This window comes from Pseudoalteromonas sp. 3D05, from assembly GCF_002723455.1.
GTDB lineage: Bacteria > Pseudomonadota > Gammaproteobacteria > Enterobacterales > Alteromonadaceae > Pseudoalteromonas.
In genome coordinates this window covers 32,116-46,426 of the sequence record NZ_PDUS01000025.1, presented here as the reverse complement: position 1 = coordinate 46,426, position 14,311 = coordinate 32,116, and the positions used below count along the sequence as shown (strand labels likewise).

13 protein-coding genes are annotated in these 14,311 nt (G+C 40.5%); 6 read left to right on the top strand and 7 right to left on the bottom strand.

Annotated elements, in window-relative coordinates; genetic code table 11:
• Positions 1-201 precede the first annotated feature (201 nt).
• Positions 202-393: a hypothetical protein gene (locus CSC79_RS18515; RefSeq protein WP_135473957.1), complete on the top strand. Its 192-nt coding sequence runs from the start codon at positions 202-204 to the stop codon at positions 391-393.
• Here CSC79_RS18515 and CSC79_RS18510 read toward each other — a convergent pair.
• Both CSC79_RS18510 and CSC79_RS18505 read right to left on the bottom strand, forming a co-directional pair.
• Positions 390-2,624, bottom strand: coding sequence for an EAL domain-containing protein (locus tag CSC79_RS18510; protein ID WP_099297391.1), 2,235 nt, complete (start codon positions 2,622-2,624; stop codon positions 390-392). The genes CSC79_RS18515 and CSC79_RS18510 overlap by 4 nt on opposite strands.
• Positions 2,625-2,676: 52 nt before the next feature.
• Positions 2,677-5,397: an insulinase family protein gene (locus CSC79_RS18505; protein WP_099297389.1), complete on the bottom strand. Its 2,721-nt coding sequence runs from the start codon at positions 5,395-5,397 to the stop codon at positions 2,677-2,679.
• Positions 5,398-5,571: 174 nt separating this feature from the next.
• Here CSC79_RS18505 and sixA point away from each other — a divergent pair, with 174 nt between their 5' ends.
• The 3 genes from sixA to CSC79_RS18490 all read left to right on the top strand — a co-directional run bounded on the left by sixA (position 5,572) and on the right by CSC79_RS18490 (position 7,323).
• Entirely contained in the window at positions 5,572-6,048 is a 477-nt protein-coding gene (gene sixA / locus CSC79_RS18500; RefSeq protein ID WP_099297387.1) for a phosphohistidine phosphatase SixA, read from the top strand.
• Positions 6,049-6,140: 92 nt separating this feature from the next.
• Complete coding sequence (locus tag CSC79_RS18495; RefSeq protein ID WP_099297385.1) at positions 6,141-6,491, top strand: RidA family protein; 351 nt, start codon at positions 6,141-6,143, stop codon at positions 6,489-6,491.
• Between the two features lie 94 nt (positions 6,492-6,585).
• Positions 6,586-7,323: an SDR family oxidoreductase gene (locus tag CSC79_RS18490; RefSeq protein ID WP_099297383.1), complete on the top strand. Its 738-nt coding sequence runs from the start codon at positions 6,586-6,588 to the stop codon at positions 7,321-7,323.
• A gap of 2 nt (positions 7,324-7,325) precedes the next feature.
• On the opposite strand, the gene CSC79_RS18485 is transcribed toward CSC79_RS18490, so the two are convergent.
• On the bottom strand, positions 7,326-8,249 hold the full coding sequence (locus tag CSC79_RS18485; RefSeq protein WP_099297381.1) for an AEC family transporter: 924 nt from the start codon (positions 8,247-8,249) through the stop codon (positions 7,326-7,328).
• Between the two features lie 38 nt (positions 8,250-8,287).
• Complete coding sequence (gene smrB / locus CSC79_RS18480) at positions 8,288-8,845, bottom strand: endonuclease SmrB (RefSeq protein WP_099297379.1); 558 nt, start codon at positions 8,843-8,845, stop codon at positions 8,288-8,290.
• A 126-nt stretch (positions 8,846-8,971) separates the two neighbouring features.
• Between smrB and prmB the strand changes: the two genes are divergently transcribed.
• Together prmB and aroC are read left to right on the top strand one after the other, a co-directional pair.
• The gene (prmB, locus tag CSC79_RS18475; protein ID WP_099297377.1) at positions 8,972-9,907 is read left to right on the top strand and encodes a 50S ribosomal protein L3 N(5)-glutamine methyltransferase; all 936 of its coding nucleotides are present in this window, start codon (positions 8,972-8,974) and stop codon (positions 9,905-9,907) included.
• A 66-nt stretch (positions 9,908-9,973) separates the two neighbouring features.
• The gene (gene aroC / locus CSC79_RS18470) at positions 9,974-11,071 is read left to right on the top strand and encodes a chorismate synthase (RefSeq protein WP_099297375.1); all 1,098 of its coding nucleotides are present in this window, start codon (positions 9,974-9,976) and stop codon (positions 11,069-11,071) included.
• A 63-nt stretch (positions 11,072-11,134) separates the two neighbouring features.
• On the opposite strand, the gene CSC79_RS18465 is transcribed toward aroC, so the two are convergent.
• The 3 genes from CSC79_RS18465 to ccsA all read right to left on the bottom strand — a co-directional run bounded on the left by CSC79_RS18465 (position 11,135) and on the right by ccsA (position 14,240).
• On the bottom strand, positions 11,135-11,971 hold the full coding sequence (locus CSC79_RS18465) for a mechanosensitive ion channel family protein (protein ID WP_099297373.1): 837 nt from the start codon (positions 11,969-11,971) through the stop codon (positions 11,135-11,137).
• A gap of 132 nt (positions 11,972-12,103) precedes the next feature.
• Entirely contained in the window at positions 12,104-13,372 is a 1,269-nt protein-coding gene (locus CSC79_RS18460) for a CNNM domain-containing protein (RefSeq protein ID WP_135473947.1), read from the bottom strand.
• A gap of 61 nt (positions 13,373-13,433) precedes the next feature.
• Positions 13,434-14,240, bottom strand: coding sequence for a cytochrome c biogenesis protein CcsA (gene ccsA / locus CSC79_RS18455; protein WP_099297371.1), 807 nt, complete (start codon positions 14,238-14,240; stop codon positions 13,434-13,436).
• Positions 14,241-14,311: the final 71 nt, after the last annotated feature.

Below are 14,311 nucleotides of genomic sequence, written 5' to 3'. Positions count from 1 at the left end.
TTTTAACAATAGAACCACTATTACTGGCAATCAATGCCTTGCCTAAATCACTTTTAACTCCCACTGGAACTCGCATCTTGAGGCGGCTTGGGTATACAATCATTGCAAAAAATAGCCGCTATTCATATCCAGTACTTTTAATCAGCCATGGGATTGGGTAAACTGCGCGCTCATTTATTAACCATCATTAAGAGGCCGGCTTTGTATATTGTGATCAGCATCGTGTTTATCGCCATTATGTATTTAGACGTGAATAAAAAGGGCATGCCTGTTAAACGTTGGGTTGTACTGGCAGGGTTACTCGGGCCTGTAGCATGGTATCTATTTAACGTTCACTATCGTAGAGCCTTGCTTCGCACTGTTGGCGCTAATGCGTGCGTATGGCGCCCTTAAGCTTGGTGAATTAAACTCGGTTGTGAGTTGCTGTACTGCTTTTTCAAAAACTCAGTAAATTCAGTTTTTGATAGTGGTTTTGAGTAATAATACCCTTGCATAGTTTCGCAATTAAGCTGCTCTAAAATCGTTATTTGTTTGGCTTGTTCTACCCCTTCAGCAACGACATGCAAATCAAGGTTGTGAGCGATTGTGACGATTGAATCAACCATATTGCGACCACGCTCTGTTTCCATATCATCAATAAACGCTTTATCTACTTTTAACGTGTTAAGAGGGAATTGCTTTAAGTACGCCAGTGATGAATACCCAGTACCAAAGTCATCCATAGCTAAATGAATGCCACGGGCGCTGAGTGAGCGCATAATCGATATGGCATCTTGTGGGTCATCCATTACCGTACCTTCCGTTATTTCAAGTTCTAAGAAATACGAAGGGAGTTCATTTTTTTGCAAAATGATATCAATACGTGTGGTTAAATCAGGTAAGCTAAACTGTTTTGCAGAGAGGTTAACCGCAACTCGGCCATTAAATAAGCCAGCATCGAGCCACTCCTTTACATCTCTACAGGCTTTGTTTAGTACAACTTCACCAATTTCAATTATTTGCCCTGTTTCTTCTGCTATTGGGATGAACACCCCAGGACTGATAATGCCTTTTTTAGGTGTAATAAAGCGAACAAGTGCTTCCATACCGGTAAATTTACCGGTGCGAATATTCATTTTAGGTTGGTAGTACACTTCAAAGTGATCTTCTTTTAAACCAAAACGCATCAGGTTTTCAATTTGTAAGCGTTTTACGGCTTGACGATTCATGGTGTCATTGAAGAATAAGTAGCTATTGCCTTTCTTTTTAGCATGATACATTGCAGTATCAGCATTTTTGAGAAGTAGTTCAGGGGTGTTACCGTCCTCAGGATAAAGTACGATGCCTAAGCTTGATGTGATAACTAATTCGTGTCCTGCCATTTTAAAAGGGGTCGCAATGGCTGCCAAAAATTGTTTAGCCATACGTGTGATGGTGTGAATATCGTTAGTACCTGACATCACCAATGCAAACTCATCACCACCTAATCGATAAAATACATCCTTCTCACGGGTAAGTTTGTTCAATCGCATTGCGAGCTTGGCGAGTAGACTGTCGCCTAACTGGTGCCCAAGAGAATCATTTATTTTCTTAAAGTTGTCTAAGTCAAAGACTAGCAAAGCATGATGGTCATCTTTTTTAGCTAACTTTTTAAGGTCGGTAAAAAACAAGTTTCGATTGGGCAGGCCCGTTGTACGGTCTCTATTTGATAAATTGTGCAGTTGAGACTCTGCTTTTTTGCGTTCAGTTAGATCAGAATACACAACAACGTAGTTGCACACCTGATTATATTCATTTTTAATTTCGTCAATAGAAATTTCAAAAGGCAACATTTTGCGCTCACTGTTACGCAACTTTACTTCTTGTTGCCAGTGCTCAGTGCGTCTTACTGTGTCTTTTATTTCTTCTATATAGCTATCTTCATAGCCCACAAGAGAAAATGATTTATTCAAATAATGCTCTCGAGTGCCGCCAAATTGGCTTAAAAAACTGGGGTTTAGATCTACAAGATTAAAATTTCTATCATAGATTGCGAGCGCATCAGTGAGTGATTCTACGCATTTTGCGAATAAATTAAGGCGTGCTTCTGTCGACTTTAAACGAGTAATATCGCGAACTGTTCCCGTCATTCTCAAGGGTTTTAGGTTGGCGTCTTTTTCAATGATTTTTCCGCGGTCGAGCACCCAACGCCATCGGTCAAAGCTATCTTTTATACGATAACTGGCTTCAAAAAAAGCGCTTTGTTCGGCAAAATGTTGCTTTAAATGTAGCTCTACACTGGGTAAGTCATTTGGGTGGATGAGTGATTTATTGGGGGGGAAACTTTTTTGAGTGTCACTGTTCATCATATATTTGTCGTTGATACGCAGCATTTCTCCCGTTTTAACGTTCCAATCCCAAAGCGTATCACCACTGCCTTCAACAGTACTTTTTAAACGGTGTTCTGAAAGTCGTAACTGTTTTCGTGAGCGGCGTAGTCTGTGTATTGTAAATAACAGGTACGGCAAAACCAGTGCAACAAATGCACTGGGTATATAAAGTTGTAAGGTTTTTTGATCAAACATTTGATCGTTATTAGCTAGAGCACTAAAGCTTAAAGCAAAGCTTACAAGTAATGTTAGATTGAGCGTTATTTTTATTATCATTATGCACTTCTTCTATTTGCACCTGATAATCTAATTGAACGCCTTGGTTGTGTCAAAGGGAATGCGAGGAAACTGAATCTTTTGCAAGTTTCTTCGCTTTAGGATGACTTAGTAGTTCATATCTTGCGCGATCGTCGTTGAAGGTTTCACGGATATACGCTTTAATTTCATCTATTGTGAGTGCTTCAAGAGCGCTTAGCAGTTTTTTCTGCATATTAAATGTATGATCTTGATTCCCTATTGCCAACCACAAACGCTGAGAACGCAGCCGTAAATTTTTGTCTTTTTCAGCAATATGCGTTTTGAGGCCTTGTTTCTGAATCTGCCATTGTTCTGCTTCCAGCTGGTTTAGACTTTCAACAGCACGAGTTATAAATTCTTCATGGCGCTCAAGCAGAGTATATGGGCTATACTCTGGCGATTGCACATAAAATGCAATGCCTGCTCGTGTATTAAAAGGAGCGTACCCAGCGCCAACGAGATAGCCCAGCTGCTGCTTCGTACGTAACTCATTGAAGTAATCTTGATTGATAAGGTGATTAAGCGCCATCATTTTTATTTTTTCGTCTACATCATCACTCATTGCTTGATAATAAATGACCATTGCATTGTCGTTGCAGTTTAATTCAAGTTCTATACGAGTCACTTTATCTAGTAGGCACAATGGGCGGGTTAAATCTTCAATAGTTGCTGATTTAGCAAGGTGGTTAGCAACTTCTTTTTGAAACTCAAGCGCATCGTTTTCTTGCCAGTTTCCGTGTAAAAATGATTCTACGTGTAGCGCATTAAAAAACTCTTTTCTAAAGCGGTTGAATTGATGAAAGCTAGTATCTTTTAGTGCATTGGCAAGCTGATCTGGTTGCGGATTCCACGGCATAACTTTAGCCCCAAGAACACTAAAGAGCTCACCTACCGGTTTATTATGATTGCTATTACGCCAATGGCGAACTAACTGTTTTTTATACTCTGCAAAGCGCTTAGCGCATATCTCAACATTAAATAATGCGTTTAGCAATTCATCAACTAAGGCTAGTTGGCTTGAGGATAAACCAGCGGTATGGAGGGTCAAACCACCTTGGTGTGACGTCAAATGATAGCTCAGTCCAGCTAATTCTGCTGGGTAAAACTGCTCAGCGACGCTATCCATAAATAAGTCAGCGAATAAGCGTGTAAGTGCCATGTGTTTTATATCTTTTACTGCAAAATGAGAGTCCATGGCTAAGTAAAAGTGACCTTTGGCAACCCGAAATGTATTGTCTTGCTTAAACCAAAAATCAAACCCTGGCTCTTTGACCAATAAAGTGGGTTGCGTTTTAGGGTGCTCAACATCGAGCAAGGTTACGTCTTTTGTTAAATACGGATTTGCTGTGGGCAATAGCATCTGTGGTAGAGGCGTATTTATTTCAGTTAGTGCATCAAGCCATGAGTTCGAAAGCGCTTCTACACGATAGGGCGTATGATACCACTTTGTTTTATGCTCAGGCTCTACATCAGGGTGAATGAGTACTAAACGCATATTACGCGGAGTGAGCCATTGCATCGCCATATCATGCGCATGCTGGTTGAACCCCTCCATCAAATAATCACCTTGCACGTAACTAGCTTCATCGTAGTGCTGCATATTAATACTTAGGTTACTAACCCAATCTATTAATCGCGCTTTTTCTTGATTATCAAATGCAATGCTGAGTAAGTTTTTCTTATCCTGATAAAGTCGAGGAAGCTTGTCAGTATTTTGAGTAATAAGGCAAATATATTCGAACACCATTTCAACAATGTCTTCATAATATTCAATGCCCTCATCGGTCAGGGCCATACTGATATTAAAGTCTTTAAAGTTGCTGCCATTAATACCGCCACCGGCAGATAAGGCATTGATCCAACCTTGTTCTTTTAAAATGGAGTACAGCGACCCTTCCCCTTCATAGCCAAGTAAGTGGGCAATAAAACTCACTGTTTTATGGCGATAAAACGCATCTATGTTCGGCATAGCAAAACTCACAATCAACTTTTGCATATGCTTATGTGGTTCAATGTGCAGTACTTTACAAAGATCTTGTTGACGATAGAGGTCAGCTTCAATAGCGGGCTTTTCTTTGCCAGTGCCTTTTATATCGCAAAATAAGTCAGTAACCCAACGCTCCATGGTGGTGATATCAGCATCCGAGCAAAGCACTAAGCTCATCCATTGTGCTTGATAATAGGTATTAAAAAACTGACGTAATTCATCGCTAATACATGTTTCACGATCAGCTAATGTTTGTTGGCTACCAACAGAAAATTTAGCGAATGGATGATCAGGATTAACCGTTTCTTTGTGGGCTTGGTAAATCCGACGGCTATCATCTTTTATTTTTAATTTAAACTCCGCATCTATCGCGTTGCGCTCTTTTTCTGTTTCAGTGGGGCTTAATAAAGGCGCAATAAAAAAACGGCTAAACTGTTTAAGCGCATGTTCAAATTTTTGGTTGTTTATATCAAAAAAATAGCAGGTATGTTCAGTTCCAGTCCATGCATTGGTATTACCGCCTGCTTGAGAAACAAAATTACTAAAACCATTGGATTCTGGATATTGGTCAGTGCCTAAAAAAAGCATGTGCTCTAAAAAGTGGGCAAGGCCTTGTCTATCAAGTGGATCATCGAAATGACCAGCATTGATAGCCATGGATGCAGCAGCCTTCGTTGAATCTTTATCTTGCACCAACAATACTTTTAGACCATTGTCCAGTGTTAGGGCGTGGTATGTTCTGTTATCATTGCGGCTGATATTCAAATGATGCTCCTAAAACGTCGCGTTTACCTATTTTCAATATGTGATATCTTCAGACACTTTTTACAATGCTTTTAATTCTGAATATCAAGCGAGATAGATGTTACTTTGTTTTAATATAGCGGACAAATTGGCAAACTGGCTACTGTTTTATATTCTTTAATCGGTTGATTTTTTATGAAAACAATTCTAATAATGCGCCACGGCGAAGCTACACCGATGCAAGCTGACGACGCAAGCAGAAACCTGACGTTAGTTGGCCAGCAACAAGCCGAAAAAATGGGTATATGGCTGCACGCAACTCATAAACCAACAGCCTTGTTAGTTAGCCCTTATGTTCGTGCTCAACAAACTGCGCAAGGTGTTAAAAAGAACAACGTGTTTACGTTTGAAGAAACATGCAGCGACATAACCCCTGATGGAAATCCTCAAATTGCCGCAGATTACCTCGAAACATTAATTGCTATGCACCCTGAGTGTGACACATGGTTGATTGTCGCCCATATGCCTATAGTGAGTTATTTAGTCGATCAGCTAAGCCCTGGCAATATGCCAATTTTTAACACCGGTGGGGTTGCTGTGATTAGCTATGATGATATGACTCAAAAAAGCCACTACCTTAGTATAAACGCACCAGCTAACGTCGTTATTTAGGTGAATACTTCTGCCTAAAAATGTATTAAAAAATTCAATTTAAAAAATGACCTATCAGGCCTATTTTTACTAAATATAAGTAGAGATTAATAATGACTATTGAACGTCTTCAAACCGGTGCGCGTATGAGCCGCATTGTTAAACATAACGGCACAGTATACTTATGCGGACAAGTTTGCGCAGATGCCGAACAAGGTATTAAAGAGCAAACACAAACAATGCTGGATAAAGTAGAAGCGCTGCTAGACGAAGCAGGAAGCTCTAAAGAACATATGCTTAGTGCAACAATTTATGTAAAAAGCATGGATTACTTTGCTGATATGAATGCAGTATGGGATGCATGGGTACCCGAGGGACATGCGCCAGCACGCGCGTGTGTTGAAGCTAAAATGGCTCGCGATGCATTGTTAGTAGAAGTATCAGTCGTCGCAGCTGTAAAATAATAGCCTTTAGCGGCTTATTTGATAAATACTCCCCAGTAAGTCGCTTATTCAGATCCACAAATACATTTAACTCCACAAAGCTTCAGGATAGACAATGAGTGCAAATCCAGTTGTATTAATAACCGGTGCTAGTCGTGGTATTGGGGCTAGCACTGCAATCCATTTTGCCCGCCACGGCTACGATATTTGCCTAAATTTTAAATCAAATGTTGTGCAAGCTAAACAAGTAGCGCAGCAGGTTCAGAGTCTTGGGGTAAAGGTTGCAATGCTGCAAGCTGATGTATCTAAAGAAACTGACGTAGTTGCTATGTTTTATAAGATAGATGAGCTATTTGGTAAAATAGATGTTCTTATCAATAACGCGGGTATTTTAAAGCCTCAAATGCGCTTGCTTGATATGGATGCTGCACGAATTAACGAAGTATTAAGCACAAACGTAACCAGTGCTTTTTTATGCTCTCGCGAGGCAATTAAGCGTATGAAAGCAGGCGGCAGCATTGTTAATGTTTCATCGGCTGCATCACGCACTGGCTCTCCAAATGAATACATTGATTATGCTGCATCAAAAGGCGCTATGGATAGTTTGACGATTGGTTTGGCAAAAGAAGTTGCCAGACAGGGGATTCGTGTTAACGCGGTCAGGCCAGGGCTTATTTATACTGACATGCATGGTGATGGTGGTGAGGCTGAGCGTGTCGAACGCCTAAAACATGGCTTGCCACTAGGCAGAGGTGGCAATCCTGAAGAAGTGGCCGCTGCAATTTATTTTTTAGCCTCAGCACACGCTTCATTTACAACAGGCGGATTTATTGATGTAAGTGGTGGATTGTGAAGTTACAACAACACTGAAAGCCAAAACGTAAAACTTATCACACTTAAAACGGTTGACAGAACGACCGTGCTGGCAAGTGTTGCTTGATGTTGTTTTATTTGGCAGGCGATGAGGTACGCGTTTACACCCAAAGGCGATGCACTCAATAAAACCAGTACGTTTAATAATTGTGTATCGAGTTCAAATACATAATAGCCCATTAAAAGTACTAAACAGGGTAATAAAAATAGCTTGACTAAGGTAGCTACTAACGCAGCTTGCCAATTATCTGAGACTTTATAAAAAGCTAAGTTTGCCCCCAGTACAAATAACGCACACGGCAGGGCGGGTTGTCCGAGTAATAATAGCCCAGATTTAAGATCGGCAAATAAAGGGAGGCCACTTAAGTTCACCGCGATTCCACAACTGATACTCAATACGACCGGGTTCAATAACATGTTTTTACTGAATTGGGGCCATGAAAACGCCGTATTATTGCCTTTAGCGCTAATTAAAAATGTTAATGTGAAAAGTAACGCGCTGTGAAAGGTAATTATCATAAACACAATCCCCATCATTTGCTCGCCAAGTGCTGCAATTATAATAGGTAAGCCAACCAACACCGTATTTGAGTAACTACTGCCTAAAGCAAACACACTATGACGCTCATAGCTTTTATTTTTAGATAAGTAAAAACGGTCAATCGCTAAGGCAAGTGAAAAGGTGAATAAAACGGGTAGATAAAAACTTAGAAACCCATCTAAACTGACGCTACCCTGCAAATTAGCATTCGACATGTTGAGAAATAAAAATGCTGGAACACTAATGTAAAAAGTAAACTTACTAAGCCCAGCGACATGCAGTTGTGATAAAAACGCACTGCGGCTGGATAGGTAACCACATAAAACAATGAAGACCAATGGAAAAATAATTGAAAAGATATGCACTTTATTTTGGCCTTTAACAGCAAATTTTCGCTAAGGAGTTAACGCCTAAACTCATCGCTTTGTGGTAGATTAATCAGGATTAATACCGCGCCTTTACCACCGTATTCAAGCGGTGCTTGGTGCATTGCAATAACATCAGGGTGCTGAACTAAATATTGCGGTACTTTATGTCTAAGTATATGCCCACCAATGCCATGCACCACACAAGCGCAGTAATAATGCTTTTTTTTGCACTCATGGATTAAGCCTGCTAACTCGTCTTTGGCAATTTCTTTATTTAAACCGTGTAGATCCAACGTTAAGTCAGGTATAAAGTCGCCACGGCGTAGCTGCTTTGCCAAGAAACGGTCTTGGCCATCTTGCACATAATTTACCGTACCGTTCGTGTCTATATCTGGAACATATTCGTCTGAGAAGAAAAATTCTGACTGTTGTTGCTTTTTTTGCTGGGCAAACTGCTTCGCTTGTGACACTTTAGGCTTATTAGCAAAGCGGTGTGTGTCTTGTTTAAAAATACGCGCACCAGAAATGCTTTGACGAAATAAGTCTATATCGTCAGTGCTGATTGGGCTGTTTGAGTGAGGATCTTTTTTCATTGCCGCAGTCTAAACAAAAAAATGCTAAAAATCGAGTAAATAGCGTTACAATAGGGCAATCATGGGGCCTTAATTGTGCCTCGATTGAGTTAATATTTTGAAAGTATAAGCAGGCAGATAACACACATGAGCGAATTACTAATAGAAGAAGCAACCTTAGATGAAGCTGTTGCAGAACTTTCAACATTGCATGATTGGTTACGTTGGACAACAAGCCAGTTTGCCAGCAGTGGTATTTTCTTTGGTCACGGGACTGATAACGCATGGGATGAAGCGGTTAGCTTATTACTTCCTGCACTTAGTTTACCTATCGATGCACCAAAAGAGTTAATGCATGCAAGGTTAACCAGCACCGAAAAAAATCGGTTGGCAGGATTAATCTCAGAGCGAATTAACGATTTCACACCCGTTCCTTATTTAACCAATATAGCCTGGTTTGCTAACTTGCCATTTTATGTAGATGAGCGTGTATTAATTCCTCGTTCGCCATTTGCAGAACTAATTAATAATCGTTTTACGCCATGGTTAGAGCAGCCAGAATCAGTAGGCCGAATCTTAGATTTATGTACCGGCTCTGGTTGTATTGCAATTGCACTGGCGCAAGCGTTTGAAACTGCGCAAGTTGATGCGGTTGATATTTCGTATGAAGCACTTGAAGTGGCTGATATTAATATTACCGATTACCAACTAAGCGATCGGGTTCTACCAATCCAATCTGATGTATTCAGTGGTGTGCCAGGTCAAAAATATGACCTTATCGTTGCAAACCCACCGTATGTTGATGCAGAGGATATGGCTGACTTACCACGTGAATTTCATCATGAGCCAGAACTTGGCCTTGCATCAGGCCATGATGGTTTAGACGTTACTCGTACAATTTTAAGTGAAGCAGCTGAACATCTAACTGATAACGGTTTGTTATTTGTCGAAGTAGGTAACTCTATGGTACACATGGATGCACTTTACCCAGGCGCGCCGTTTGAATGGATTGAGTTTGAACAAGGCGGCCTAGGTGTGTTTGTGATCAGCAAAAAACAATTGGTTGATTACTTTGTTGACTGAACAGGCAAAATTTAAAGCCGAGCCTTAGGCTCGGTACTCAGTAGTCATTAGGAATGAGGAAAGTTAATGGCAGGTAATAGCATAGGACAACTGTTTAAAGTGTCCACCTTTGGTGAAAGCCATGGCGTTGCGTTAGGCGGCGTTGTGGACGGTACACCCGCAGGTCTTGAAATCACAGAGGCCGATTTACAAATAGATTTAGATCGTCGTAAACCGGGGCAAAGTCGTTATACCACGCAGCGCCGAGAAGATGATCAAATTAAGATTCTATCAGGTGTATTTGAAGGTAAAACCACAGGTACTAGCATTGGTTTACTGATTGAAAACACCGATCAGCGCTCAAAAGATTACGGTAAAATTAAAGACGTTTTTCGCCCTGGTCACGGTGATTACACTTATTGGCACAAATATGGTTTACGCGATTATCGCGGTGGTGGCCGTTCATCGGCACGTGAAACTGCAATTCGTGTTGCTGCTGGCAGTATTGCCAAAAAATACCTAAAGCAATTTCACGGTATTGAAGTACGCGCATGCCTAAGTCAGCTTGGTCCAATTAAAGCTGAGAACTATGATTGGGATGAAGTAGAAAACAACCTGTTTTTCTTTCCAGACGTCAGTAAAATTGAAGCATTAGACGAGTATATGCGTGACCTTAAAAAACAAGGTGATTCAGTAGGCGCTAAAGTCAAGGTAGTCGCTAAAAACGTACCTGTAGGCTTAGGCGAGCCGGTTTTTGATAGGCTAGATGCAGAGCTTGCACACTCACTCATGAGCATCAATGCTGTTAAGGGGGTTGAGATTGGTGATGGCTTTGATGTGGTTGAGCAAAAAGGGTCAGAGCACCGTGATGAACTAACACCTGAGGGTTTCACGTCAAACCACGCAGGTGGTGTATTGGCGGGTATATCTACTGGGCAAGACATTATTGCTTCAATAGCACTTAAACCAACCTCAAGTATTACGATACCTGGCAACAGTATTAATACTGAAAACGAAGCTGTTGAGATGATCACAAAAGGTCGTCACGACCCTTGTGTTGGTATTCGGGCAATTCCGATTGCAGAAGCTATGATGGCCATCACGCTAATGGATCACTTACTGCGCCAACGTGGCCAAAACCCACATGTTAAACATGAACATGGGCCTATTAACGGCGCTGTTTAATAAGCATTAATATGTAAAAACCACCCTCAGATGGGTGGTTTTTTTGTGCTACCTGATATCGTTTTATTTACCAGGAAATTGATGTATATGAACATCGCGTTGCGGGAAAGGAATTGTGATATTTTCTTTATCAAACGCAATTTTAACACGTTCGAATAAACCAAAATAAACAGGCCAATAGTTTTCAGAGTCAACCCATGCCCAAACAAGCATTCCTATGTGACTATCACCGTGTTGGCTAACATGTACCACGGGTTTTTTTGCATCGTCTTGTAGCACAAGCTCGTACTCATTTAACACGCCCATTAATACTTCTCTTGCCCTAAGTACGTCATCCTCATAGCTAATACCAAATTCTATGTCGATGCGTCGTGTTGGCTCTGAAAACTTATTTTTAACACAGCCGTTAGAAAGCGTACCATTTGGAATAATAATCTTCTCATTATCGTATGTAAGCAGTACCGTGACGAATATTTGGATTTCAGTGACTTTACCCATGTAGCCCTGTGCCTCAATGACGTCGCCTACTTTAAACGGTTTAAAGAATAGAATAAGCACACCACCTGCAAAGTTAGCAAGGCTGCCTTGCAAAGCCATACCAATAGCTAACCCTGCGGCACCCAGCATGGCAATAAATGATGTGGTTTCTATGCCTATCATTGATGCTACCGAGATCAATAACAGCACCTTTAAAATAACGGAAATAAATGACACTAAAAAGTGGGTTAGTCCGGCTTCCAATTTTACACGATTCATTGAGGTTTCGGTCATAGTTGAAACTCGGCCAATAAACCACCAACCTATTATTAAGACAAATATAGCCAGAAGAAACTTAGGCCCATAAAGCATTATCATCTCTATGGCTTGGGTGTAGATCCTTTCAATCGAAATATCTTCCATTGTACTCTCCGTTAAGTATGCATTAGCGTTTAAATGATAGCTTAGTATTGATAACTTAAAGGGTAAATAACAGCAGAAAATTCAGAAATGTAAGTATAAAAGTGAGCAGCGAGTGCTGCTCACGGAGGTTGTTTAGGTTTTTCGCTTGTTTGTTTGAATACGTACTAGCTTGATCATGTTTTCTTTTACTTCAACCACTTCAATAGGGTAGCCAGAAATACGTAAGCTTAGGTTAGCATCAGGAATATCTTCTAGGTATTCAATTATTAAACCGCTGAGTGTTTTAGGGCCATCTAAAGGAAATTCCCATTCCATTTCTTTATTTAGATCGCGCACATTGGCACCACCGTCAACTAAAAATGAGCCATCTTCCTGAGGCATGACTTCTTCACTTGGCGTGCGTGTTTGGGTTGTTGTAAAGTCACCAACAACTTCTTCAAGAATATCTTCAAGTGTGACTAAACCTTGTATATCGCCATACTCATCAACAACTAAGCCAATACGTTCTTTTGATTGCTGGAACTTAAACAATTGAGTATTAAGCGATGTGCCTTCAGGGATAAAATATATCTCACGCACTGCACGTAACAGTGATGGCTTGTCGAATTGTTCTTTGGTTAATAGGCGTAATGCATCACGTGAATGTATAAAGCCGACAGCGTCATCTATTTGGTCGCGATAAAGGAGAACACGCGTATGCTGAGCATGGGTAAGTTGCTTGCTTATTAGTTTCCAGTCATCGTTGATATCAATCGCGACTATTTCGTTGCGCGGAATCATAATATCTTCAACAGTGACTTGTTCTAAATCTAAAATGGAAGTCAACATACTTTGGTGGCGAGCGGGGATCAACGCACCCGATTCATTCAGCACAGATTTTAGTTCTTCTTTACTCATGCTGTGCTCATCTATTTGTGCAGCACTAATACCAAATAAACGTAACATACCGTTGGTCATCCAGTTAACTATGACAACAAACGGGAACAAAATTTTAAGTAACCCTTTTAATACCACCGAACTTGGAAAAGCAACTTTTTCAGGGTATAGGGCGGCAAGGGTTTTAGGCGTCACTTCGGCAAAAATAAGTACGACAAGGGTGAGTACGCCTGTAGCAATAGCGATACCTAAATCACCGTACAAACGGATACCAATGATAGTTGCAACCTGAGCGGCAGCAATATTAACCAGGTTATTACCAATTAGGATCAAGCCGATGAGTCTGTCAGGACGGCTCAAGAGCTTATTAACGCGTTTGGCAGCGCGATGGTTTTCTTTAGCGAGGTGGCGCAGACGAATTCTGTTTATTGACATGATGCCCGTTTCAGAGCCAGAAAAGTATGCAGAACATAAAATTAGAATACCGAGTATTATAAATAAAACACTCGTCGATATGCTGTCCAAAGAAGGATCCTTTTATTATAAATCAATGCGTATTAAGCGGTAGTGAGCAGCCTGAGTCAAGTTAAAACTTATTCAGAATAACTTCTTGTATAAAACGGCTACCAAAATAGGCGAGCGTTAAGGTAAATGCCGCGACCATTATTGCCAATACAATTGGTTTGCCACGCCAGCCTTTAACTATATGCCCTACAGTCACAATAGCAAATATGGCCCATGCAACTAATGATAAAATAGTCTTATGAATAAATTCACTATCAAACATACCATCTAAAAATACAAAGCCAGATAGCAAGGCGGCTGTCAGTAAACTAGTTCCAAGCGTAAGTAGATGATAAAGCTGGCGTTCAACCACCATCAAAGGAGGTAAATGGCTATGGACAATAGCAAGATCTTTGCGTTTTAATCGTTTATCAATAAAGTAAAATTGGACGCCATATAAAGTGGCGATTATCAGAACGCAGTAAGCAAGCAATGACAACGAGATATGCGTAACTAGGGCAATGTCTACATCAATGCTTTGCAACAAAATATGGTGCGGAATAAATAAGCTAGAAAACGTTAAAATAGCGGCAAAGCCATATACAACAGGCAGTAAAAGTGTAGCGGGGAATTTAAGCGACACAGTTGTAACCGACACAACAATGACCCAGCACGTCAGCAATGCAACATTTACAATACTGAGGTCTTGACCATCAGCCCGAAATACTGAATTAACTAACAATAACATATGGGCTAATATTGCAACTGTACTCAGTACGATAGTGAGTTTTTGGCTTGGACCTTGTTGATGGAACAAACGAGACAACACATGCGAAGTCGCTAATACGTAAAATAAACTGGCAATAATAGTTAAACTAATAATCAGCATAGTGCTTTGGCCACTCAATTTGAGTCAAATAATCCTTGTTAAGTTAGCCCCATTGTATTTTATAGTAAGGA